Below are 22,575 nucleotides of genomic sequence, written 5' to 3' on the forward strand. Positions count from 1 at the left end.
TAAGGAATTTGTATGTAAATATTCTGTAACTAAATACTTAGGTTGTATGTCGAATCTCTTTTGTATTTCCATAAAAACCCTAATGTATTTTACCATACATTCAAAAATGTTGTTTACATAAACTTTCACCGTTAAAATCTTAATTATAAAAGTATTCAAAAAAAGGGGGAGAGTAATGAATCGAGTAGATGTAGCTTATTCAATGATTGTCGATGAAAACGAAGAAAATATCTTAATGGTAAAGAATAGTAAACATAATAATTGGTCCCCACCTGGTGGAGGGATAGAGAAAGGCGAAACCTTACTAGAGGCAGCAATTAGAGAAGCGAAAGAAGAAACAGGTTTGGATATTGAAGTGGGTGATATTGTTGCGATTAATGAGGCCTTTATGGAAAAGGAAAATTTTCATGCCATCTTCTTTACGTTTAAGGCGAAAATCATAGGTGGAGAGATTGAAATAAATGATACGGAGACGATCGAAGAGGTGAGATGGATGAGCATTGCAGAAGCGGAGTCTTGGATGCCTTATCATCAAAAGGGTATTCGCTACTTATTAAAACAATCTGCCCTTTATTATTTTGAGGAAAATTAGTTTCGTATAAAATAATCTCCTGTGGCAAAAAATGTTAAAAAGGAGATGTATTTTATGAAAAAATTCGCCATCTTACTGCTTATATATTTCCTCGCTTGCCATGTAAGTCTTGAAAAGGCACATGCCGAAGAATATAAACATGATGCCAAAAATAGGGAGCAAGTGGTGAATCATTTTGTATTCGCTATTTTAAATGAAGAGGTAAGGAATGCTGCCGATGATTATTATAAAAAGGAGACGGTTATCCAATTTGACTGGCAGGCAAAAGACTATAACGTTGTAGAAATAAAGCAACGGAAGAAAGGTAATGAAATGGGCCATTCTTTTCTGATTAGTTTAACGGTTTTACCATATGATTATAATGAGTCTACTCAATTGGGTGTTGATACGATTACTTTTGGTATTTCACCTCAATCCTTACAAACACAGAAAAATAATAAGAGCTTGGCATCTACGGAAGTTGAGTTATTAGATTATAAACATAGAGAGGCTGTGTATGAAGAGAGTTAATTCAATGGAAGAGAGGCGATTGGGTTGAAAAAGATGTCTAGAGTGGTCGGATTCACAGCGGGATTAATGAATATGCTAATTTGGGCGATGTTTACTTTTTTTAACCCTTATTCTTCTGCTTTTGTTGGAATAGATACAGCATTATTAACATTCTTCTTGTTGGCACTCCCTGCTTTGTTCATTATGATATTATTAGGGTCTCGAATCATTTCTTCATGCTCATTGCAGTTATTTGGTCATTGCCGTGCTCACTTTATTTTGCCTTAACCCCTGGAATCTTCGCTATAGCTGGTTTCGCTTGGTTATTATATTTACTAAGTTTTATTTTGATCACTATCTATAAGAAAAAAATAATTCAGCCAATCTGATTTGATAAATGAAGGAATAGATGATAGAATAATGAGAAAATTGAGGTGAAGAATGATGCCTATAAATAATGAATGCTCATTTTCACAATTTCATCATCATAAAACCTAGCTTTGCTATTTCGATCTGAAAAAATCGTAAATAGGAAGGCTATTTTCCATTCAACCGTATTTGATTAAGTTCACACTTATATCAAGTGCGGTTTTTTTATTATAAAAAAAGGAGAATGAGGCATGAAGAAAATGCACGAACGAAATGTAAAAGGGACTCAAGATTATTTACCGGAAGTGGAAATATGTAAGTAGTAATTCTAAAGAACTATAAAATTTCGTTTAGGTTTGCATAATATTAAATGCCATAAATATTGACTATAATTTACGAAAAAATTTCCAGGGGCGGAATAGAAACCCCTTTCCGTATGGAAAGGGGGATTAACTCGAATTATAATACCGTTGTGATTGATTGGGCACCAATGATGATAGTGATTCCTAAGCTACTTACTAAAAGATTCTTCATTATTCTTAACATATATCACACCACCTTCATATGATTTTATTCCTAATAAATGATAGAATAAAATATGTAATAATGCCTGTTTTTTGTCATATATGAAAATCGGAGGGTCTGTATGAAAAAATTAGGACATGTTTTTAGATCAATGCGTATTGCTAAGAACCTTTCATTGAAAGATATAGCCCAGGGAGATATAAGCATATCTTTTTTATCTAAATTCGAAAGAGATGAATCGGATATTTCATTATCTAAATTCTACGCACTTTTAAATAATATCAATGTTACTATAGAAGAGTTTACTTTTATTGCAAACGATTATAAGTTACTTGATCAAGAGATTTTATTAGATGATATAAAAGATGCATATGAAAGTAACAATATTATTCTTCTAGAAAAATATAAAAATAAGGAACTAGATTTATTTAAACAAACAAAAAGTCCTGACCATAAATTAAATTCAATTATGATTGGAGCAATTATACATACTCTAGACCCTTCAAAGGGTGTTTCACAGGAAGATAGAACCTACATAAGTGATTATTTACTTTCTATTGATACTTGGGGATATTTTGAAATTGTATTATTTGGAAATTCGATGAATTTATTAACTATGGATTCTATGATTATTTTATCAAAAGAGATTCTAAAGAAAACTAAAATGTATATGAACTTGAGAGTAAATAGACAAGAAGTTATACGAATATTGTTAAATGCATTGATATATTGTATTGAAGGTGAAAGGTATACAGACTCACTCTATTTTATAAAGACCTTAGAAGATTTCTTAAAGAATAAAGATTTATTCTATGAAAAAACTAAATTATTATTCATTAGAGGAGTTTTTGATATAAAAAATAATAAAGTCGCTATAGGAACAGACCATTGTAAAAAGGCTATACAAATTATGTACGATTTAGGGTCTGTAGAATTAGCAATTAATCATGAAGAATATTTGGAAAAGTGCTTATCAAAATGAAATTTTCAAATATGACATGTGATTAATGGTTTCTTTTCTATCCATTAATATTAATTTAGAAGAATAAAGTGGGAAGGGGGATTATTCAATTTAAATATTATATTTTATAAGAGACCTGTTGGTTATTATTTAGTTATGTTGATGAATAGTGTAGTCAATTGCGCTTTGATCGATAATTAATAGAAAAGAAAAGTGAATCTTTATGTCCCAATATTAGCTATTGATTCAAATAAGAAACTCAATTCAAATATAGAAAGATGGACTCGTTATGTCACAGAGATTGAATGAAAAGGAATTAGATGCCGTTATTGATATTCTTAAGGATGTTGTGAATGTTCATAAAACGCTGTTTGATGATTTACGACCAATGCACGAGGAGAACCCTAATCATCAAATGTTTTTGTTGCAGAGGGAAAAAGTGGAGTTTTATCAGACGATTATCCATAAGTTAAATCAGCAACATAGAAAAGTGAATTGATGTTCGGTAACTAGTCAAATGAATCTGTCTTCATTGAAGAACCACACAAATTTTTGTGTGGTTCCCTTTTTGTATGGCGTGGAAGCCAAAGTAAGTCCCCTTTATTATCCAAGTATTATACTCTATTTTTTTGGAAGGCTTTTAGCAAGAATGAGAGTGTATGCCCCACTACAACAGCAGATATTTGGAATATCTATGGTGTTGTCGTTGTTCAATTCTTGTAAATATATGGCTATTCTTGTTGATTCCTTACTACCTGAACCACCTTCTACCAGTAATGTCTACCTTCTATTTTAAAATCCTTCAGATGTTAATTAAGGTTTCATTTTACTTCTATCAGTTAAATGTCTAATATAAAGTTAATAGGAAAGGGATGAAGCAATGCATTCATTAGTTTTTCAAGAAAAATGGGCCTCTACTTTATCGGATAAGGACCGCAAAGAGATTGAGGGGATTTTTAGTCGTTCTGTCCCTCATCTACATAAGGAAATGATTGATTTTACCCCTATTTGGCAAGCAAAAAATCATCGAGGGGACTTATTGATATCAGTACTGATTCAAAATACAACGAAAGAGGCTTTTGTTTTAGAGCATACTCATATGTTTTATTTAGCCGAAGATGGTACACGACTTGCTCAACATATTTTTACAACGAATCAAATGCTTGTTGAGCCAAACACGTCAATGCCATGGACATTTATATTTCCGGGGGCGGGGGATGTACTTGAAAAGGGTGTGGGAAGGTTAGTTTTAGAAGAATAAAAGCCATCTCTATCTGAATGGAGATGGCTTGTTTCATTTTTATTTTCCGGGCTTAAAGTTAATTTTCATTGCTTTGGCCATGTTTACTGGTAAGTCTGTATTTTCCATTGTGCCAGTAAACAGTTCTGACCCTGGGCCATAAGTGTAAACGGGGATATCAATTCCTGTATGGGCGGTGCTTGTCCAACCGACAGATGCCCTTTCTGAAATGATTTGATTGATAGAAGAAGCTGGATTATCAGCATTTTTGATTGCTTTGACTTCAGCTTTCGTTAAATCAATCGCTGCATATTCTTTTAACACTTTCTTAGCGTTTGTCCGTTTCTTATTAAGTTTGGAAGCCATATAGTCACCTGTAGCCGTCACATCTCGTAACATTTCCACATTAGCACTTCCATTACCATAACCTCCGACAGACATTCCGCCAGTATCATGATCACCCGCTACAACAACAAGCGTATTGCCATCTTTCTTAGCGAAATCCATTGCTTCAATGACAGCTTCTTCAAATGCTTCGCTGTCTTTCATTGCCCATGCCGCATCATTTGCATGTCCTGCCCAGTCAATTTGACTTCCTTCAACCATTAAGAAGAAGCCATTTTTATTCTTTTTCAATGTATCAATAGCCGTTTCTGTCATGTCTGCTAGACTAGGTTGTTGTGTGCCCTCGCGATCAAGTTCCGGGGCCATCCCTTCTTCGGCGAATAAACCAAGCACTTTATTCGTTTTCTTCACACGATCCAATTCTCTTTTATTTGTAACTAATTGGTAGCCGTCGTCTTTTGCTTCATCAATTAATTCGTCAGTAAAGTATTTTTGTCCTCCACCTAAGATAACATCCACATCATTGTCGAGTAATTGAGGGGCAATATCTGCTTCATCTGCACGGGAAGCGACATGTGAAGCGAAAGCTGCTGGAGTCGCATGGGTAATCGTTGAAGTGGCAACTAGCCCAGATGATTTCCCTTTCCTTTCTGTTTCTTCCAATATCGTTTTTAGTTCTTTACCAGTCGGATCGGTGCTTATCATACCATTATTGGTCTTTACGCCAGTTGCCATTGCTGTTCCGGCAGCTGCTGAATCTGTAATATTGGAGTTCGCTGAGTATGTACGTTGCATCGCGATGTTCATCGAGTCAAGAACGGTATCCTCACCTTTGTACCAACGATAGTTTGTTGCATAGGCCGCGGAAAAACCGTCAGGAATAAGGAAAATGACATTTTGTGCTTTATCTTTTCCCTTTGGCTTCCCTTTCGCTGCAACTTCTTGTTCAGGTAGTACGGTAGAGATGCCCCCGACAGCAATGGTAGATACAAGAGCGAGTGACAATAGTTTCTTTTTCCAAGTCTTTTTCAACATGTTTCTTCCCCCCTAAATGGTTTGTACAAGATAACTATAAGGTCGAATTTTTAACGGTTGATAAAGAGAGGATGAAAAAAGAGTAAAGAAGAAAAAAATGGGTAATTAGTTGCGGAAAACAGTGATTTGGAATGATTTTTACGGTTAAAAGGAAAGGATGCTTACTGAATCAGTTGTGGCAATCGCACTTTTGTTCTAAATTATGTAAAAGTTGCGTGAAGGAGGTGTGAAGGGCATTTACACTTATGAATAATGATCGAGATTAGTAGGAGGGAAGCCACTACTAAACTCGATTGTCTGTCATAATCATATTTCTAAGCTCATGTTCCATTATAGAAACAAAGTCATCTTCTTTCCAAATGGTGAATGTTTCTTTTATATCATACTGTGATAATAATGAGTTAACGATTTGATAGCCAAGATAATAGCCTAAGCGGGTCTGATTGAAGGTTTTCCCGCCGTTAATAGAAAACCATTCTTTAAAAATAGTATGACTGTCGTTAATAGTCCTCATATCACAAAGAAACTGTGTGGCGATCAAACGTTCATTTTTTTGAGCGAAGTCTAGCCATTTTCTATCTTCTTCAAAGGCGAAATGTTCGTCTAAACGTGCTTCTACTAATAGTGTGGATAGGGTTGTTGCGATGCCTTCTTGTAAAAGCCATGTATAGGGGTGAGTCCAATTGACAAGATGCCAATCTTGCGAATAGATGTCATTATATAAATGGTGCATGACATGTCCAAACTCATGGGCAATAATAATTTTTATATAAGTTTCGTTATAGGGGATTTTTTCTAAACAAAAGGCCACATCAGGATGATATTGCTGATACACAAAGGCATTGCTTCCGTATAAGCCGACGAGCAAACGGACTGTTTTAGTATAATTTACATCAAACATCGCTTCATATCTTTGGAGTATTTTTGGTATGTGTTCAAGAAATAAGTCTCTCATCGATAAAAGTTCTGGTAGCTTAGGTGGGTGTTTCTTCAATGCGGCTCGTTTTTTTGTCTCAATATGTAAACAATGATGGGAGAAATAAACATCATAGTCTGCTTGAAATTGATGATAATACTGATCTAAATATTCGGGTGTGGGCTGATAATGGTTCACAAAATCTTCAACTGTATCAACGATTCTCAACTAATGCTGCCTCCTTATTATTGTTATGCTAATAAAGTGTTCGCTTCTCATCTATTAGATTCCTTCCATTTTCAGTAAGTGAAAAGGAAATCTCAGAGCAGAGGCGAATATTTTAGCAAGAAGGAGCTGATAAAGAAATGAAGGAACGTGTAGTAAGAATAGGAACGACTTATCTACCTGTAATAGATGTGGAACAATCAGCAAAGTGGTATCAACAACATCTGGGTGCAAATGTTAATTATCAAGATCAACATAAAGCCATTCTCGATTTAGCGAATCAAAGTATATTTTTAGTAAAAGCAGAAAGCGGAGAACGCTCCCAATTTGTTGACATAGAAGGAAGAGAACATTTTTCTGTTACTTTTGAAGTGGACGGGCTAGCTGAGCTGGAAAGATTGCATGCCCTTTTTCGAGAGGAAAATGTGTGGGTAGGGGCAATTGAAGATCGTGGTCATGCGGGTAAGAACTTTATCTTTTGCGATTGTAATGGCAATCAATTTGATGTTTGGAGTGAGTTAAGTCCGGCGTTTAAACAAAGGAGGACGGATGTCATCTATGATTGAGATGATAAACGAGAATAATAGAGAAAGAGTGAGTGATTTTTTTTCAAAACATTGGGGCACGACAGAGATGGTTCTCTCCTCTGGCGTCTATCATTGTGATGAGCTGGATGGCTATGTATATAAGGGTACTAAAGGTGAGATTGTTGGCCTAGTGACTTACATAAGGCATAATGAAGAAATATGTGAAGTCATTTCGTTAGACAGTGTAGATGAAGGACAGGGGATTGGTTCAAGTTTAATGTTTGTTATTGAAGAAAAGGCAAGAGGATTTGGGGCAAAGGCGGTTCAACTCATCACAACGAATGATAATCTACATGCATTATCTTTTTATCAAAAACGTGGCTATGTATTAAAATCACTTTATCCAAACGCAGTAGAGATAGCGCGAACAATTAAACCTTCCATACCATTTGTAGCAAGTAATGGTATTCCCATCCGAGATGAATTGTTATTATATAAACAGCTTTCATAGTATCTTTTTTAAACGATTGGTAAAGTAAAAATTTTTTGCCGTGATATTGGCGATGGAGAAGTTGATTATAAAATTAAGGATTGGCTCAGTTGGTTGCCTTTAATATTGGCTGGGGAAAAGTAATTGAATAGTCATATTATTGAAAGGAAAAGCGCTCTATTAAGTGGGGGAGGCTTTTCCTTTTTTGTATTTATAAAAAGTATTGCATACCTTCATTTATTTGTGTATATTGTATATAAAGTATATATACAATATGTTGGTGAGGGGCAATGATGCAAATAATCATTTCTAATCAATCGAAAGAACCGATTTATGAACAAATTTGTGTCCAAGTGAAGACGCAAATATTAAAAGGGGAGCTTGAGGCAGGTGAGGCATTGCCATCTATGCGGCAGCTAGCGAAAGATCTGGGCATCAGTGTTATTACAACGAAGCGTGCTTATGAGGAACTTGAGAAAAATGGCTTTATTTACTCCGTTGTTGGTAAAGGATCATTCGTATCCGAACAAAATAACGAAATGATGAAAGAACGAAAAATGAAGGTAATCGAGGAACAATTACTATCTGCCGTGGAAAATAGTAAGGAAATAGGCATTCCGCTTACTGAATTAATCGAATTACTTACATTACTATACAGGGAGGAAAACTAAATGGAGAATGTAATTGAGTTACAAGGCGTCAATAAAATGCTTGGAAGTTTTCAATTAACTGACATGAACCTAACTGTGAAAAAAGGGTTTATTACTGGGTTTATCGGGGGAAACGGAGTAGGAAAGTCAACGACGATTAAGTTGATGATGAATTTACTGCAACCGGACAAAGGCGTCGTGAAGGTCTTTGGACTTGAATATAAACAACATGAAAAAGAAATCAAACAACGGATTGGCTTTGTTTTTGATGAGAATGTCTACTATGAACATATCACTCTCGCTCAATTGCGCAAACTTCTGCGCCCAGCCTATCATAATTGGGATGATGCATTGTTTGATGAATATGTAAGAAAATTTGAGCTACCTTTAAAGAAAAAAATTAAGACATTCTCTAAAGGCATGTTAATGAAAACTTCATTAACGATTGCATTATCGCATCATGCTGAACTGATTATTATGGATGAACCCACATCTGGCTTAGATCCAGTTTTTCGCCGAGAATTACTAGATATTTTACAAGAAATCATGGCAGATGGGACGAAGACAATCTTTTTCTCAACCCATATTACGTCGGATTTAGATAAAATAGCGGATTATATTACATTCATTCATAATGGGGAACATGTCTTTACAAAAGAAGCTTTTCGCATTGAAGAAGATTATGCCATTGTGAAGGGTGGTATCGAGTTATTAGATCGCGATACGGAAAAAGAGTTCATTGGCATCCGCAAATCTTCATCAGGTTTTGAAGCTTTAACAGCTAATAAAAAGAAGATTCATGACGTATTTGGTGATTTGGTCGTCACGGAAAAACCATCTATTGAAGATCTAATGTTTTACACGAAAAAGGGGGCAGAAACGTATGTTTAACTTGCTAAAAAAAGATTTTATTTTACAGAAGAATACGATGATTTTATTGCTACCTATCTTTATCCTCTTCTTAACACAAAATACATCTAGCATCTGGAATGCGCTCATATTCAGTATTGCTTTGGCGATGAATGCATTTGCCCTCGATGAAAAACCGCAGATTAACAAAATGCTGAATGCCCTGCCATATACAAGAAAAGAAATCGTAAGCTCGAAATATTTTGGTACACTTTTATACACTGTGTTAGTTGTTTTGGTCGTCTTCGCTTGGGATATTTTGGTTCATTCGACGTTTACTGGCTGGAAAGAGACATTACTTATTTTCGGTCTTGTGATGTTGGCAATTTCTTTCCTATTTCCGTTTTCTTATCAATTTAAGAGTCAATATTTATTAATTGGTACACTTGGGTTATTTGGGGTAATTATGGTAGTAGCGAGGATTTTTGACTTGAATATGGCTGGGACTTTAATGTCTACTTTTGAGTATATAGTTTCATTAAATGGTAGTGAAATACTGCTCCTCGCTGTATTAGTGAGTTTCGTTTATTTGATTTCTTGGGCGATCTCATTGACTATTTATAGTCGAAAAGTATTCTAACTCATAATGGGGTGTTCGGAAGATGACAAAAGAGTATCTTTATAAACAACCGAAGACGATTCTCAATAAAGGAACTGGCTATCTTTCAGGCTACACACATACACTGAATCCTTATACGGGCTGTACATTTGGCTGTGCTTATTGTTATGTAAGGCAAATGCCTGTTTCCCTTTTTCGTAAAGGGGAATGGGGTGAGTGGGTCGATGTGAAAAAGGAAGCTGCTCTGTTGTTAGACAAAGAATTGAACAGGGAAAAGAAGAAAGGAAGCGTCACGATATTCATGTCATCAAGTACGGACCCATATCAACCAGTGGAGTATAAAGAAGAAGTCACGAGGTCGCTTTTAGAAGTCTTTGTCAGCAATCCAGCAGATTTCCTCCTTATTCAAACACGAAGCCCGCTCGTCACGAGAGATATTGATTTATTGAAAAAATTGGGAGACAAAGTACGTGTTAGTATGACAATTGAAACGGATGATGAGGAAATCCGTAAGCATTTTTCACCCGAAGCACCACCCATTCAGGCGAGAATGAACGCCTTGAAAAAACTAGCAGAGGCCAATATTCCCACACAAGTAGCGATTGCCCCCATACTGCCTAGCAGGGAGGAATTCCCGCTAAAATTAAAAGAATATGTGAATCGTGTATGTATCGATGATTATTTTATGGGTGATGGCAGTGGCGGAAAGCGGACAAGTCGTTTAGGAATCGAAAAGAAGTATCATGCATTAGGGTTGCAAGAATGGTATCAACCGTCTGCTATCGCTTGTGTAGAAGAAAGATTTAAAAAAGTTTTTCCACCAGAACAAATCTACATTAGTCAAGCAGGATTTGCTCCATCATAAGTATAAACATTACGTATATAAAAAGATGGAGGTTAGATATTGTGAGTTTACAATTGATAAAGGCAGCTAGAGAGGGAGAAAAAGATCATTTATTAACATTATTAAAAATTGGGGCCAATATAAACGCCCAGGATGAAGATGGAAATACAGCAGTCATGGCAGCGACGCAACAAAATCAAGTGGAGATTGTGAAAGTGTTAATAGTGCATGGTGCAGATATTAATATTCGAAATAAACGATTAGATAATGTGCTTTTATACGCAGGTGCTGAAGGACTACTTCAAATTGTTCAATTGGCTATCCAAGCAGGAGCCGATACAACAATCACCAATCGCTACGGAGGCATTGCCATTATACCTGCATGTGAACGGGGCCATATTGAAGTTGTAAAGGAACTGCTCACACATTCTGATACAGATGTGAACCATATCAATGATTTGCACTGGACAGCATTACTCGAGGCCATCATTTTAAGTGATGGTGGAAAAACACATCAAGAAATTGTTCAATTGCTCATTGATCATGGCGCAGATATCAAGATTACAGACAAAGATGGGGTAACGCCTTTGCAGCATGCGAGGGATAGAGGGTATCAGGAGATAGTTGAGATTTTGGAAAAGGTGAAAAAGTAAGTTAGTCAATTACTCTCTTAAAATTGTAGAAATATAAAATTAAACGATAAGCTGACTCCTCAAAAGGTGTCAGTTTTATTTATTTTTCCTGCGATTAGAAAGTACGAATAGTAATTAGATATTTTTCTAGTAAGGATATTTTTTATGGTCAATGGGGATTATGATGAGGCGATCTTAGTCTTAGCCAATAGACAAGCTTATCTAAGAAGTCATCTGCATTTTTGACCTCATCAATGGTTACTTTCACATGTGCAACCATCATTTATTCCCGAGTTAAACTCTCTTTCATGATGGATAGAGGAAGACATCACTGGGGTTTTTAATTCATTAGGTCATTAGAAAAGGCAGAGAGTTGATGGAAATAGCAGGTGATCGTTTGGCTCGATTGTTGAGTCTTCACTTTCTAATATAGAGAAGGTATACAATGATAGATAGGAAGAGATGATGATCCATAGGCATCATCGTTCTTACCATCTTTTCAAAGGTGATGAACAGACATATCCTTAATCTGGGTTTCTTAGGGTATAGTTTTAGGCTAACCGAACGGTACGCTGTATTGACGACTGATAACGGAAAGTGGGATGTATTAAGTGATCATGCTCCTTATAATAACCAAGCTTTTTCATTGTAGAATGAGAAACTTCAAATACCTTATGATACTTGATTCTAGAGAATTTCCTTGGAATCGAATCGTAAAATAAAAAGTCTTCACCTCTCACAGCCCAAACCATATACTAAAGCGAATGAGATCTAAGGAAGGCGAGTGAATGGTATGGCTGTATCATATATAGATTATCAATCACCTAATAACCAATATATGTATGACTTACGAAATAACCAACTTTTCAAAAGGGACAACCAGAACTATATTAATGCTTTAGGGAGAGATCAGCTAAACACGCTTGGGAATGTGTCAATGTTAGATATTTTTCTTAGTAAAGAGAAATATGTAGAACCTCATATTCATCAAAATGCTTCAGAACTGGTCTATTGTGTGAGTGGTTCTGCGGTCGTTTCCTTTATTAATCCCTTTACGAATGAGTTGAAAAATATCCTAATTAAACCAGGGCAAGTAGCAAATGTCCCTCAAGGTTTTTGGCATTATGAGGTAGCGACTGATGATAACACGCATTTATTAGCTATTTTTGATGCTCCTTATCCTCAAGCTATATATGGCTCAGATATATTGCGATTAACTCCAAGTAAAGTGATGTCTGATAACTATTGTCTTGATCAGGATAAATGGGAAGAAGCGATTTCACCTATTACTAACACAGTAATCATTGGCCCATCGGCGGATTGTCAACGACAAACAACCCAACATCATAATCCTCATCAACACTATTACAAACCTAATTCTCAAACTCAACATACTCAACAAAAACAATTTCACCCTATTCAGTATCAACCATATGATTGAAGCTTTTAGAATTAGCTGCCTGCTGAGGCAGCTTTTTTATTTTGGATTGATATGACAAAGTATTAGCCTATAGGCAAGAATACAATCAAAAGGAAGTTGTACAAATAACATACGAATAGGGAAATAGCCGAAAAGGTTATTGGCGTATCTCGAACAGTCCAATATTACACAAAACCCTTGGAAACTCTTATTGGAGTAACCAAGGGCTTAAAAGTCTACAAGGTCGTTATGAAACTTTGCGTTAATTATCTTAATTGAACCGCCGTATACGGAACCGTACGTACGGTGGTGTGAGAGGTCGGGAGTTAATCACTCCCTCCTACTCGATTATTTTTAAAAGAAGTAGCGTCTTTACTAAGGAAAGAAATGAGCAGAGTGGAAATGACAAATCGGATTTAAGAGTTAAAGTAAGCAATGCAAAAGGAGGTATTGGGGCTGATTAAAGAAAGATTGGGGATGTAAGCAACGCAAAAGTTAGTATCAAAGCAAATAGAAGAAAGTATGAGGATATAAGCAATGTAAAAGGAAGTATCGAAGCCAATAGAAGAAAGGTTGAGGATATAAGCGACGTAAAAGGAAGTATCCAAGCAAATAGAAGTAAGATTAAGGGTATAAGCAACGCAAAAGTGAGTATCGAAGCCAATAGAAGAAAGCTTTAGTATATGAGCAACGCGAAAGGGAGTATCGAAGCCAATAGAAGAAAGCTTTAGTATATGAGCAACGCAAAAGCGAGTATCCAAGCAAATAGAGGAAATCTTGAGGGTATAAGCAACGCAAAAGTGAGTATCGAAGCAAATAGGAGAAGCTTGAGGATATAAGCAACGCAAAAGCGAGTATCCAAGCAAATAGAGGAAATCTTGAGGATATAAGCAACGCAAAAGTGAGTATCGAAGCAAATAGAAGAAAGGTTGAGGATATGAGCAACGCAAAAGGGAGTATTGAAGCAAATAGAAGAAAGCTTTAGTATATAAGCAACGCAAAAGGGAGTATCGAAGCAAATAGGAGAAAGTTTGAGGATATAAGCATCGTAAAAAGAAGTATCAAGGCAAATAGAGGAAATCTTGAGGGTATAAGCAACGCAAAAGGAAGTATCGAAGCAAATAGGAGAAAGTTTGAGGATATAAGCATCGTAAAAAGAAGTATCAAGGCAAATAGAGGAAATCTTGAGGGTATAAGCAACGCAAAAGGAAGTATCGAAGCAAATAGGAGAAAGCTTTAGGGTATAAGCAACGCAAAAGTTAGTATCGAAGCAAATAGAAGAAAGCTTTAGTATATAAGCAACGCAAAAGGAAGTATCGAAGCAAATAGGAGAAAGCTTTAGGATATAAGCAACGCAAAAGCGAGTATCCAAGCAAATAGGAGAAATCTTGAGGATATAAGCAACGCAAAAGGAAGTAACGAAGCAAATAGGAGAAGCTTGAGGATATAAGTAACGCAAAAGCGAGTATCCAAGCAAATAGAGGAAATCTTGAGGATATAAGCAACGCAAAAGTGAGTATTAAAGTAAATAGAGGAAATCTTGAGGATATAAGCATCGTAAAAAGAAGTATCAAGGCAAATAGAAGAAAGATTAAGGGTATAAGCAACGCAAAAGGGAGTATCGAAGCAAATAGAGGAAATCTTGAGGATATAAGCAACGCAAAAGCGAGTATCGAAGCAAATAGAAGAAAGCTTTAGTATATAAGCAACGCAAAAGGAAGTATCGAAGCCAATAGGAGAAAGTTTGAGGATATAAGCAACGCAAAAGGAATTATCCAAGCCAATAGAAGAAATCTTGAGGATATGAGCAACGCAAAAGGAAGTATTAAAGCAAATAGAAAAAGGCTTGAGGATATAAGCAACGAAAAAGTGAATAACGCAGCCAATTAGTAATATTTTGATGGGATGAGGAGTAACAAAAAAACATAGCCACTATAGAAAGTTATTCAGGCATATATTAGAAACGTAACGATATCCTCTTTGTTGTCATTTTATCTTCAAGGATTCCTAAAAAATTACAAATGACTCCATAAAACATGATGTAAATTATGGTATAGTAAACAATAATTACTAAATGAAAAAAGTAGTCATTAATATTAGAAAAGCGACTTTTCTGTTGAGCATTATTTGTATACTCTTTATTTATCCTCAAATGTTAAAGCTATTTTCATAGAACATAATTGCACGACTACTACTTATAAAATCAAAAGGAAGTGTATAAAAAGATGGAGAGTCTTATTCCAATAGCAATTCCATTACTTGTAATTGCTATTAGTTTATACATGGTGTATTGGGGCGTTTCCTTACTTTATCGAATGTTTATCCGTCCGAAAGTCCAAGAGCAGCAAGAAATGAAGACGGAAATAACAGAGTTGAAAGAGATAGTTCGTTCGATTGAAGAAGAAATGAAGCAACAAAATATCGAAAAGTAGGTTAAGAGATGACTATTATTCATGAAAAAAACAATCGCTGGATTTCAATGATTGCTGAGCCACTTCATTTAAGCTTCTATCCCTTACAAAGTGGTAAGCGGTATAAAGTAGAGCTTATTAGGCATGCAGTAACGAAGAATAAGCTCATTAAAAGAGTTTCTTATGCTCAATTTATTGCAGATGAACATGGAAAAATTGACTTAGCAACCGCAAAGCCATATGAAGGCACTTATACAGAAACGGACGCAATGGGTCTTTTTTGGTCGATGCAAATAGAAGAACAAACAGAAAATAAAAGCGAGCCGTACATAAGATTAAATCCTCATGAATATGAAATTTCTCTTTATAGAAATAATATTTGTTTAGATAAGAAAATAATAGTGAAGAAATGGTATAGAGATGAAAAAGTGGACAGTATCCCAATCAATAGTGATGGCTTAATCGGGAGATATTATTATCATCGGGATCATAAAGTAAAGCCTTCCATTATAGTCGTTTCAGGTTCTGAAGGGGGGACAAACGATTTTACTGCGAGTGCATTAACTTCATATGGTTTTAATACGTTGGCTTTAGCTTATTTTGGTGAAGTAGGATTAAATGACAGATTGGTAGAGGTCCCTCTAGAACGCATTGAAAATGCAATTATTTGGTTGACGAATAGAAACGATGCTCATCCGAACTGGATAGGAATCCATGGAACATCAAGGGGTGGTGAACTAGCTTTATGGTCGGCTGTCTTGTTTGATGACATCACAGCAGCTGTCTCTCTTAATGGTTCAGCCGTTTCTTTTGCAGGCATTGTGCCATGGTCTGAAGCAAGAACGTTACCGCCTGCTTGGAATTTTCGCAGACAAGCCTTACCATATGCCTCTAAAGAAAACCCTGTAGAGGTAGCATCCTATTGTAGGGCACAATGGATGAAAGGAGGGAATCCATTATCGTACTGGTACGATTGTTTGTATGAACTAAATAAAGCCATTATCCCTATCGAAGAAACCAAAAAGGAATACTTATTGATATCTGGAAAAGAAGACGCTAATTTTCGTTCTTCTGTTTTTCATGATGTATGTACAAATGAAAATATCCAAAAACATTTTTATGAAGCAGCAGGCCATGAAATCGGGATACCGTATTTACCGATTGTAGCCAATAGCTTTACCGGTGGTACAAAAGCACAAACAGCAAAAGCGAGCGTGCACTCATGGGAAGAAACAATCGATTTTCTTAGGAGAAGTTTCGCGAAAAAACTGGGGGATAAATAATCAATAGGGTTGTCGGTTTGAGTTGACTTAGCCAGTGGCTGAAGGGGCGGAATCCTTGTGTGTTTATTGTATTGGGAACATTATTTATTGAAATATATTGGTAATATACATTTATTATTTACAGAAAAGGAGTGCAATTCTTGCAAAACTTTTTCCGTATAAATGTCATTAGCTTCTGTATAGCTCTGGTATTTTATCTTCCAATAACACTAATGGCAAACGTTTATCGATTTGCACGGTTATTAGGTTTTGTAACTAGAACAATGAATGTCATTATTATAAGTGCTATTTTGATCGGCTTTATTGCTATCACAGTATGGCTTATTTTTCTTATTCTTAAATGGTTTGAAAAGAGAAAGATTCATTATTGGTCGCTTCTTCTGTGGCTTCCTTATCTAGTTGTTTTCTCTTATGTAAACAGCGTCTTGTTTCCTATTACTTATTCTGCAGACAGCCCTAATCCCTCTACAGGATTATTTATTCTTGCAGGCTTTTTTGTCTATCCAATATACATATTTTCTCTTAATTCTGTTGCTTGGATAAGGGACTAAATTAATAAATTGTTTTTGGAGAGTGAAAAATTGGGTCAAAGATTTTTTACATATTTATAAAAGAAGGAGGGTGCCAAAGTTTGCCCCTCCCTTTCTCATTTTATTGGAGTTCCTTTACAGCGAGGTGAAGACTAGAGTAGGTTTTTACTTTAAAACTAACGCCAAGTGAAACCATTGTTTGAGCGATTTCTGGGCGGATACCTGAGATTTTCGCTGAAATGCCGACTAATTGAAGTGCTTTGATTACATCGAATAATTGCTTGGCGACCATCGTGTCAATAATGGGTACGCCTGATAAATCAAAGATGATATGGTCTAATTCAAGATTAGAAGCAGACGTTATTGAGACATGCATCAGTTTTTGTGCACGATTTGTATCCATAATACCAATCAAAGGGATGACCCCGAGTTTTTCAGTAATTCTTACAACGGGAATTGAAAGTTCTTCGGCTGCAGATTCTGCACTAAGGATTCGCTGATTAAACTGTTTCGAGTACGACATACTCAGCCAATAAACAGCGCGATCCACCACAGCATCAAATTTAGAAATGATATTGTAAAATACATCAATACTTAGAGCGAAATCATTGGCCGTTTGCTTGATGATTTCACCGATGAGTGATCGATAGTATCTTACTTCCTCAATTGCAGTTTCAAGATTTAAATGAAGATTTGCCCATAGGTTAACCGTTTCTTTCCCCCACTCTTGTAAGGTTTCAAAAGTGTGCTCTTCGGATGTTGAGATAGATTGAGCATAAATATTTATTAACTTTTCTCGCCAAAGTTTGATATCCGTTTGTATTTTATTTGAATAGGAGTGTTTAGCTGCTATATGTCGTTTTTCTGCTAATAAAGATTTTTGGACAAGGATTCTTTCCGTTATTTGCTGTAAGTGTTCTTCGATTTCTATTGTCAATAGTCACAGCCTCCAATTTATGTCACTTTTAATGGTAGCATGTGTGAGAGGGATGACTCAAGAAAAAGGTAAGTGAACATTCAGCAGCTATCGATAGTCACCAATATAATCTAGATTGACTTAATTGTATACGTTTGTATACAATTGTAATATGCGAAGGTGGTGAGATAGTGAAAGATAAACAAAGTGAAACCGGGGATCATCCGAGAGGTGAACGAAGGGGGAAAAGAAACCACCCACATAAAGAGGGAGCTAAAACATTTCGTAGAGGACGAGCGCTCAGTTTTTTAGAGAGTTTAAGGCTCAAGGAATCGATTTTGAAGAAACAATTAACATCACCAGAATTGCAGACCATTAATCCTATATTAGTGGGAGAGTTGAAAGCATTAGAAATGATTATTGAAGAATACATCAATCATTTTCATTTGCACGTATTGGCGAATGAGACAGAACTGAATAGGGTAAAGGGGGATGAGCATGAAAGAAATTAATCGATATATTGATAAGGTGTTTTACCAATCCGATGAGCAGCTAGAGGAGGTACTTAAATCCATTAATGAAAACGGGATGAGAGCCATTTCTGTTTCTCCTTCTACAGGGAAGCTTTTAACATTGCTCGTATCAACATCAGGAGCAAAGAATGTTCTCGAAATTGGTGCACTCGGTGGATACAGTGGCATTTGTTTAGCGCGAGGATTTGGGAAGTCAGGGGAACTTACATCATTAGAAATTGAAGAAAGCTATGCCGAATTAGCTGCTGGCAATCTAGCTAAAGCAGGGTTTAGTGAGCAAGTTTCTTATATCGTTGGCCCAGCTCTTACAAGTTTAGCAGTGCTTAAAGAGGAACGGAGGCAATTTGATTTCTTCTTTATTGATGCCGATAAAGAAAACTATGAAAATTATTTAAATGCTTGTATAAAGCTTGCAAAGGATGGTGCATTAATTGTTTGTGATAATGTACTTGCAAATGGAAGTGTAGCGGAAGAAGGTAGTGAGCCTAAACGTTACACGGAATATATGAAGAGATTTAATCAAATAGTCGCTAGTCATCCTCAACTAGAGTCTACATTAATCCCAATAGGTGATGGCTTAACCATTTCAAGGGTGAAAAAATAACCTATAGATAAAAGTGCTCACCAGCTTCTTATCTCGTAAGCCGGCGCGCACTTTTTACTTATTAATCGTAAAAAATCAAATGAATATTACTATTGGTACGAGATTTAGCGAAAAATTCTGCTTCATTTCCTCCGTCAACAAACTTACCGATACTACGGAAAATCCCGCATTCTCCCCTTGCAATATTGCGGTAGCCGACATAATCATTATAGCTTTCGGGATCGTACTCCCATAACTCTACTTTCACTTTTCCTTTTGGCCCAACATAGTTATCCCGGCAAATCATATAGTCACCACCAGTAGAAGCATAAACCTCACTTTCTGCTCCGTTACTTGATAAACTCTGTTCACCTAAATAATCCCATCCACTACTAGCCGTAGCAGTAATAGGGATAAGACAAATAACTAATAATGCACAAAGAGAAGCTTTTACTTTACTCATCGCCATTCCTCTTTTCTATTCGGATTGTAAAATAATTTCCTGTTTATCCTATCAGTATTTTATGGTGAATATGACGAATCGCATGTTATCATGCTTGCTTTATCGACTAGGATGAGCTCCCTAACCTTACGCCTCTTTTGATTGAGGGTATAAAGTTGGAATTATATTTTAGTAAAATAATCTTGTCTTTCTTATACATGCATTAACCATTAAACAATGTTATAGTCAAAGAAAAAAAGTGAGGCATACATATGTATAGATGTTCTTGGTCCAATAGCAATCAATTATTGCAGACTTATCATGATAAAGAATGGGGGATTCCTAGTAAAGATGATCGCTATTTATTTGAAATGCTTTCATTGGAAGGTGCGCAGGCAGGGCTATCTTGGCAGATTGTTCTATCTAAAAGAGATAGCTATAGAGAGGCGTTCCATCACTTTGATATTGAATATTGTGCGAGTTTAACAGATGCCGACCTAATAGCTATTAAAGAGAATCATGGTGTGATTAAGCATTTAGCTAAACTACAATCAGTTAGAAATAATGCGCGCGTTTTGTTGGAAGTTCAAAAAACATACGGTAGCTTTGCAGCGTACATTTGGAGCTTTGTTAATCATGTACCTTATCAGAATGAGTGGCAGTCCGAAGATCAGGTCCCAGCACAAACGGAATTATCTAACCAGCTAAGTAAAGATTTAAAAAAGAAGGGATTTAAATTTGTAGGCCCTATAACTATATATAGTTTTATGCAGGCTGTGGGAATGGTTAATGATCATGTGACTAAATGTATATGCTATGAAGCAGTAGGGAAATAAAGGGATGACGACTGTCATTCCTTTTCTAGTAATCTTAACGAAAATGTGAACAACCGGCTCATTCTCTATATATTGTTGCTACTGAATCAATCAGGAATAGGAATACAAAATTAGTCATGCAAAGAGAAAACGCACCTTTCTGATATAAGCCAACAATAATAATTGCTTGAACGAACAAAAAAATATATATGAGAATATAATTTCCGTAATCATTCAAGCAACGTTTATCCCTTTCATATGAAAAAAAGGTAGAGTGAGTGATTTGTTAGGATATCCTATTTTAATAGCTCTTCCAAGCTCGTTCATATTTCTCGATTAAGGTTGGATGAATCAATGTGTTTACTTCTGGCTCAATATGGATGCCTTTACTGTCTATCATTTCCTCATCGATATCTTTTCCAAAAGCGGTGAGTCCTTGTAATACCTCATTCGTTAAAAACTTTGTATCAATAGAAATATCAACATCTTCAAGTGAGATGGGCTCCCGCTTTGCTAGGACAAACCCCCAGTCGCCAAAACTTGGGATATCAACGTGGAAGTTCTCCGTATATAGTTCTGATGCTTTGATGGTTTCATTAATTGACCAATACACTTCAGTGGCAAAAGTAGGGCTTGTTGCTTGAACCATCATTGAGCCACCAGGAAGCAGATGGTTGCGCAATAGCTGATAAAATTCTAGTGTGTATAGTTTATTAAGTGATTCATTGTTGGGATCAGGTAAATCCACAAGTATGATATCGTAAAATGTATCATCTTCCTTCATATACTGGAAAGCATCTTTGTTAACAATCTTAACGCGGTCATCTTCAAATGCGTTGTTATTCAGCACAGTGAGTTCATGATGATTTTTACCTAAATCAGTGACTATAGGATCGAGATCAACCAATGTCATTGTTTCAATTTGGTCATATTTTTGCAGTTCACGTAAGGCTAAGCCATCTCCTCCGCCTAGTATGAGGATATCTTTTTGGTTTTCAGCTGTTGCTACGGCAGTGTGAACTAGGGTTTCATGATAACGGTATTCATCATTTGAACTAAACTGTAATTGCCCGTCCAAAAACAAACGTAAATCGCCTTGTTCTTTTGTGAGAATCACTTGTTGATAATCTGTTTGCGTATGATAAATAATCGGATCTTGATATAGTTTTTGTTCAAATAAAAAGGCAGTTTTTTCGCCAAAAAGGACACCAAGTATGAGAACGAAGAGGATGATAAATCCAGATGTGGCATGGCGTCTATAGTGTTTGATTTCTGTTTTGAAATAAAATAATACCCATAGAGCGACAACTACGTTGATAATCGCCACTAAAAAGGCGGTTTTAACAAGTCCAAACTGAGGACGTAATAAATAGACAAAAAGTAATCCGCCAATTAATCCACCAGCATAATCTGAAAAAAGAACTTTAGCTGTGCTCTTTTGCACCGTAATACCAATTTCGTTTGCTTTCCTAATCAGAATAGGTAGTTCAACTCCAGTTAAGGCACCAACAACGAGTGTAATGAAATATAAAAAGAATGCATCCATGCCAGAGCTTAAGAAAGCGGTCACGCCGAAAAGAATGAATATCGAAAATCCACCAAGAATACCGATGGCATACTCAATCCAAACGAAGGAAAGAATTAAATTTTTGGTGACTTTTTCGCTTAATGCAGCACCGACTCCCATTCCTGTTAAAAATAAGGAAATGGTGAGCGTATACTGTTTTACACCGTCTCCAAGAAGATAGGAGCCAGCTGCTCCGAATAATACTTCAAAGATAATACCACAAATAGAAACAATACCAGATGCCCAGTAAATGGCTTTACTTTTGTTTAAACTTAAATCATTCATAAAGGAGGACTCCCTTGTTTTCTTCTGTAAAAAAAGCAATCGACGGCATTAGTCGATTGCATACTGCTATACTTCATTAAGTAATGGAAGCACCGATTATAAATCCTAAACCGATGGAGACGCACATGCTAATAATGGCTACTGAAATATTTCCCTTTTTCAATTGTTCTTCCACTGAGAATTTGCGTGTGAATAGTTCAAATAGGAAATAAGCGACCATTTGTAGAAGAATCCCCACTAATCCCCATATAACGGTATCTAAAATGGTACCACTATTATAAATAGAGAAAGCAAGTACAATGGAGATACCGACAATTTTTCCGCCAACTGATAAGGCGACAGCATGGTTAGCGTTTAAAATTTCATCCCAATCTTTATATTTTGTTGTTAATAACTCAAATACAACGACGCCAATTAAAATGATGGCAACAGCAATGAGAAAGTATATAAGTGTTAAAATAAATGGTTCCATATCATTTCTC

General features: G+C 36.0%; 26 protein-coding genes and 1 pseudogene. 21 read left to right on the forward strand and 6 right to left on the reverse strand.

The window, feature by feature from the left end:
* Positions 1-175 precede the first annotated feature (175 nt).
* The 6 genes from MHH73_RS04520 to MHH73_RS04545 all read left to right on the forward strand — a co-directional run bounded on the left by MHH73_RS04520 (position 176) and on the right by MHH73_RS04545 (position 4,197).
* Positions 176-592, forward strand: coding sequence for an NUDIX hydrolase (locus MHH73_RS04520; protein WP_341065043.1), 417 nt, complete (start codon positions 176-178; stop codon positions 590-592).
* A 54-nt stretch (positions 593-646) separates the two neighbouring features.
* Entirely contained in the window at positions 647-1,102 is a 456-nt protein-coding gene (locus MHH73_RS04525) for a DUF3888 domain-containing protein (RefSeq protein ID WP_191815404.1), read from the forward strand.
* A 24-nt stretch (positions 1,103-1,126) separates the two neighbouring features.
* Positions 1,127-1,369 (forward strand): hypothetical protein, encoded by a 243-nt coding sequence (locus MHH73_RS04530; RefSeq protein WP_341065045.1) that lies wholly within the window; start codon positions 1,127-1,129, stop codon positions 1,367-1,369.
* A gap of 727 nt (positions 1,370-2,096) precedes the next feature.
* Positions 2,097-2,957 carry a helix-turn-helix domain-containing protein gene (locus tag MHH73_RS04535; RefSeq protein ID WP_341065047.1) on the forward strand — a complete coding sequence of 287 codons (861 nt, stop codon included), beginning with the start codon at positions 2,097-2,099 and terminating at the stop codon, positions 2,955-2,957.
* Positions 2,958-3,225: 268 nt separating this feature from the next.
* A complete protein-coding gene (locus MHH73_RS04540) occupies positions 3,226-3,435 on the forward strand; it encodes a hypothetical protein (protein ID WP_191815395.1) in 210 nt (69 codons plus the stop codon).
* A gap of 381 nt (positions 3,436-3,816) precedes the next feature.
* Complete coding sequence (locus tag MHH73_RS04545; RefSeq protein WP_191815393.1) at positions 3,817-4,197, forward strand: SLAP domain-containing protein; 381 nt, start codon at positions 3,817-3,819, stop codon at positions 4,195-4,197.
* A gap of 39 nt (positions 4,198-4,236) precedes the next feature.
* On the opposite strand, the gene MHH73_RS04550 is transcribed toward MHH73_RS04545, so the two are convergent.
* Positions 4,237-5,556, reverse strand: coding sequence for an alkaline phosphatase (locus MHH73_RS04550; protein WP_191815391.1), 1,320 nt, complete (start codon positions 5,554-5,556; stop codon positions 4,237-4,239).
* Between the two features lie 283 nt (positions 5,557-5,839).
* Positions 5,840-6,700, reverse strand: coding sequence for a hypothetical protein (locus MHH73_RS04555; RefSeq protein WP_341065053.1), 861 nt, complete (start codon positions 6,698-6,700; stop codon positions 5,840-5,842).
* Positions 6,701-6,837: 137 nt separating this feature from the next.
* Here MHH73_RS04555 and MHH73_RS04560 point away from each other — a divergent pair, with 137 nt between their 5' ends.
* The 12 genes and pseudogenes from MHH73_RS04560 (at position 6,838) to MHH73_RS04615 (ending at position 16,422) form a co-directional block, all read left to right on the forward strand.
* Positions 6,838-7,263: a VOC family protein gene (locus MHH73_RS04560; protein ID WP_191815385.1), complete on the forward strand. Its 426-nt coding sequence runs from the start codon at positions 6,838-6,840 to the stop codon at positions 7,261-7,263.
* Positions 7,256-7,735 (forward strand): GNAT family N-acetyltransferase, encoded by a 480-nt coding sequence (locus MHH73_RS04565; protein ID WP_341069674.1) that lies wholly within the window; start codon positions 7,256-7,258, stop codon positions 7,733-7,735. Before MHH73_RS04560 ends, MHH73_RS04565 begins: the two co-directional genes overlap by 8 nt.
* Before the next feature lie 272 nt (positions 7,736-8,007).
* Positions 8,008-8,385: a GntR family transcriptional regulator gene (locus MHH73_RS04570; RefSeq protein WP_191815383.1), complete on the forward strand. Its 378-nt coding sequence runs from the start codon at positions 8,008-8,010 to the stop codon at positions 8,383-8,385.
* Positions 8,386-9,255 (forward strand): ABC transporter ATP-binding protein, encoded by an 870-nt coding sequence (locus tag MHH73_RS04575; protein WP_191815381.1) that lies wholly within the window; start codon positions 8,386-8,388, stop codon positions 9,253-9,255. It abuts the gene before it with no gap.
* Entirely contained in the window at positions 9,248-9,853 is a 606-nt protein-coding gene (locus MHH73_RS04580) for an ABC-2 transporter permease (protein ID WP_341065058.1), read from the forward strand. Before MHH73_RS04575 ends, MHH73_RS04580 begins: the two co-directional genes overlap by 8 nt.
* 22 nt (positions 9,854-9,875) lie before the next feature.
* Positions 9,876-10,697, forward strand: a complete 822-nt coding sequence (locus MHH73_RS04585; RefSeq protein WP_341065059.1) for an SPL family radical SAM protein — start codon at positions 9,876-9,878, stop codon at positions 10,695-10,697.
* A gap of 41 nt (positions 10,698-10,738) precedes the next feature.
* The gene (locus MHH73_RS04590) at positions 10,739-11,329 is read left to right on the forward strand and encodes an ankyrin repeat domain-containing protein (protein ID WP_341065061.1); all 591 of its coding nucleotides are present in this window, start codon (positions 10,739-10,741) and stop codon (positions 11,327-11,329) included.
* A 772-nt stretch (positions 11,330-12,101) separates the two neighbouring features.
* The gene (locus MHH73_RS04595; protein WP_341065063.1) at positions 12,102-12,749 is read left to right on the forward strand and encodes a cupin domain-containing protein; all 648 of its coding nucleotides are present in this window, start codon (positions 12,102-12,104) and stop codon (positions 12,747-12,749) included.
* A 119-nt stretch (positions 12,750-12,868) separates the two neighbouring features.
* Positions 12,869-12,994, forward strand: a pseudogene (locus MHH73_RS04600) (group II intron maturase-specific domain-containing protein); the annotation flags it as partial.
* Between the two features lie 1,246 nt (positions 12,995-14,240).
* Positions 14,241-14,426 carry a hypothetical protein gene (locus MHH73_RS04605; protein ID WP_341065066.1) on the forward strand — a complete coding sequence of 62 codons (186 nt, stop codon included), beginning with the start codon at positions 14,241-14,243 and terminating at the stop codon, positions 14,424-14,426.
* A 527-nt stretch (positions 14,427-14,953) separates the two neighbouring features.
* Complete coding sequence (locus MHH73_RS04610) at positions 14,954-15,160, forward strand: hypothetical protein (protein ID WP_341065068.1); 207 nt, start codon at positions 14,954-14,956, stop codon at positions 15,158-15,160.
* An 8-nt stretch (positions 15,161-15,168) separates the two neighbouring features.
* A complete protein-coding gene (locus tag MHH73_RS04615) occupies positions 15,169-16,422 on the forward strand; it encodes an acyl-CoA thioesterase/bile acid-CoA:amino acid N-acyltransferase family protein (RefSeq protein WP_341065071.1) in 1,254 nt (417 codons plus the stop codon).
* 651 nt (positions 16,423-17,073) lie between these two features.
* Here MHH73_RS04615 and MHH73_RS04620 read toward each other — a convergent pair.
* Complete coding sequence (locus MHH73_RS04620; RefSeq protein ID WP_191815369.1) at positions 17,074-17,889, reverse strand: STAS domain-containing protein; 816 nt, start codon at positions 17,887-17,889, stop codon at positions 17,074-17,076.
* Between the two features lie 170 nt (positions 17,890-18,059).
* Between MHH73_RS04620 and MHH73_RS04625 the strand changes: the two genes are divergently transcribed.
* Both MHH73_RS04625 and MHH73_RS04630 read left to right on the forward strand, forming a co-directional pair.
* Positions 18,060-18,380, forward strand: coding sequence for a hypothetical protein (locus MHH73_RS04625; RefSeq protein ID WP_341065075.1), 321 nt, complete (start codon positions 18,060-18,062; stop codon positions 18,378-18,380).
* A complete protein-coding gene (locus MHH73_RS04630) occupies positions 18,367-19,005 on the forward strand; it encodes an O-methyltransferase (protein WP_191815365.1) in 639 nt (212 codons plus the stop codon). The genes MHH73_RS04625 and MHH73_RS04630 overlap by 14 nt, the downstream gene beginning before the upstream one ends.
* A 61-nt stretch (positions 19,006-19,066) precedes the next feature.
* Here the strand turns inward: MHH73_RS04630 and MHH73_RS04635 are convergent, their stop codons facing one another.
* Positions 19,067-19,447, reverse strand: coding sequence for a hypothetical protein (locus tag MHH73_RS04635; RefSeq protein ID WP_191815362.1), 381 nt, complete (start codon positions 19,445-19,447; stop codon positions 19,067-19,069).
* Between the two features lie 251 nt (positions 19,448-19,698).
* Between MHH73_RS04635 and MHH73_RS04640 the strand changes: the two genes are divergently transcribed.
* Positions 19,699-20,262 (forward strand): DNA-3-methyladenine glycosylase I, encoded by a 564-nt coding sequence (locus MHH73_RS04640; RefSeq protein WP_191815360.1) that lies wholly within the window; start codon positions 19,699-19,701, stop codon positions 20,260-20,262.
* 280 nt (positions 20,263-20,542) lie between these two features.
* Here the strand turns inward: MHH73_RS04640 and MHH73_RS04645 are convergent, their stop codons facing one another.
* Together MHH73_RS04645 and MHH73_RS04650 are read right to left on the reverse strand one after the other, a co-directional pair.
* Positions 20,543-22,132 carry a polyamine aminopropyltransferase gene (locus MHH73_RS04645; protein ID WP_341065084.1) on the reverse strand — a complete coding sequence of 530 codons (1,590 nt, stop codon included), beginning with the start codon at positions 22,130-22,132 and terminating at the stop codon, positions 20,543-20,545.
* 37 nt (positions 22,133-22,169) lie between these two features.
* Positions 22,170-22,565 carry a DUF350 domain-containing protein gene (locus tag MHH73_RS04650; protein WP_341065087.1) on the reverse strand — a complete coding sequence of 132 codons (396 nt, stop codon included), beginning with the start codon at positions 22,563-22,565 and terminating at the stop codon, positions 22,170-22,172.
* Between the last annotated feature and the right edge of the window lie 10 nt (positions 22,566-22,575).

The organism is Cytobacillus sp. FSL K6-0265 (assembly GCF_038003465.1).
Taxonomy (GTDB): Bacteria; Bacillota; Bacilli; order Bacillales; family Cytobacillaceae; genus Cytobacillus; species Cytobacillus stercorigallinarum.

Excerpts from the sequence above, each read along its gene's own strand:
- MHH73_RS04520 (WP_341065043.1), top strand. The coding sequence starts at position 176 with ATGAATCGAGTAGATGTAGCTTATTCAATGATTGTCGATGAAAACGAA.
- MHH73_RS04525 (WP_191815404.1), top strand. The coding sequence starts at position 647 with ATGAAAAAATTCGCCATCTTACTGCTTATATATTTCCTCGCTTGCCAT.
- MHH73_RS04535 (WP_341065047.1), top strand. The coding sequence starts at position 2,097 with ATGAAAAAATTAGGACATGTTTTTAGATCAATGCGTATTGCTAAGAAC.
- MHH73_RS04540 (WP_191815395.1), top strand. The coding sequence starts at position 3,226 with ATGTCACAGAGATTGAATGAAAAGGAATTAGATGCCGTTATTGATATT.
- MHH73_RS04545 (WP_191815393.1), top strand. The coding sequence starts at position 3,817 with ATGCATTCATTAGTTTTTCAAGAAAAATGGGCCTCTACTTTATCGGAT.
- MHH73_RS04550 (WP_191815391.1), bottom strand. The coding sequence starts at position 5,556 with ATGTTGAAAAAGACTTGGAAAAAGAAACTATTGTCACTCGCTCTTGTA.
- MHH73_RS04560 (WP_191815385.1), top strand. The coding sequence starts at position 6,838 with ATGAAGGAACGTGTAGTAAGAATAGGAACGACTTATCTACCTGTAATA.
- MHH73_RS04565 (WP_341069674.1), top strand. The coding sequence starts at position 7,256 with ATGATTGAGATGATAAACGAGAATAATAGAGAAAGAGTGAGTGATTTT.
- MHH73_RS04570 (WP_191815383.1), top strand. The coding sequence starts at position 8,008 with ATGCAAATAATCATTTCTAATCAATCGAAAGAACCGATTTATGAACAA.
- MHH73_RS04575 (WP_191815381.1), top strand. The coding sequence starts at position 8,386 with ATGGAGAATGTAATTGAGTTACAAGGCGTCAATAAAATGCTTGGAAGT.
- MHH73_RS04580 (WP_341065058.1), top strand. The coding sequence starts at position 9,248 with ATGTTTAACTTGCTAAAAAAAGATTTTATTTTACAGAAGAATACGATG.
- MHH73_RS04585 (WP_341065059.1), top strand. The coding sequence starts at position 9,876 with ATGACAAAAGAGTATCTTTATAAACAACCGAAGACGATTCTCAATAAA.
- MHH73_RS04595 (WP_341065063.1), top strand. The coding sequence starts at position 12,102 with ATGGCTGTATCATATATAGATTATCAATCACCTAATAACCAATATATG.
- MHH73_RS04610 (WP_341065068.1), top strand. The coding sequence starts at position 14,954 with ATGGAGAGTCTTATTCCAATAGCAATTCCATTACTTGTAATTGCTATT.
- MHH73_RS04615 (WP_341065071.1), top strand. The coding sequence starts at position 15,169 with ATGACTATTATTCATGAAAAAAACAATCGCTGGATTTCAATGATTGCT.
- MHH73_RS04630 (WP_191815365.1), top strand. The coding sequence starts at position 18,367 with ATGAAAGAAATTAATCGATATATTGATAAGGTGTTTTACCAATCCGAT.
- MHH73_RS04635 (WP_191815362.1), bottom strand. The coding sequence starts at position 19,447 with ATGAGTAAAGTAAAAGCTTCTCTTTGTGCATTATTAGTTATTTGTCTT.
- MHH73_RS04640 (WP_191815360.1), top strand. The coding sequence starts at position 19,699 with ATGTATAGATGTTCTTGGTCCAATAGCAATCAATTATTGCAGACTTAT.
- MHH73_RS04650 (WP_341065087.1), bottom strand. The coding sequence starts at position 22,565 with ATGGAACCATTTATTTTAACACTTATATACTTTCTCATTGCTGTTGCC.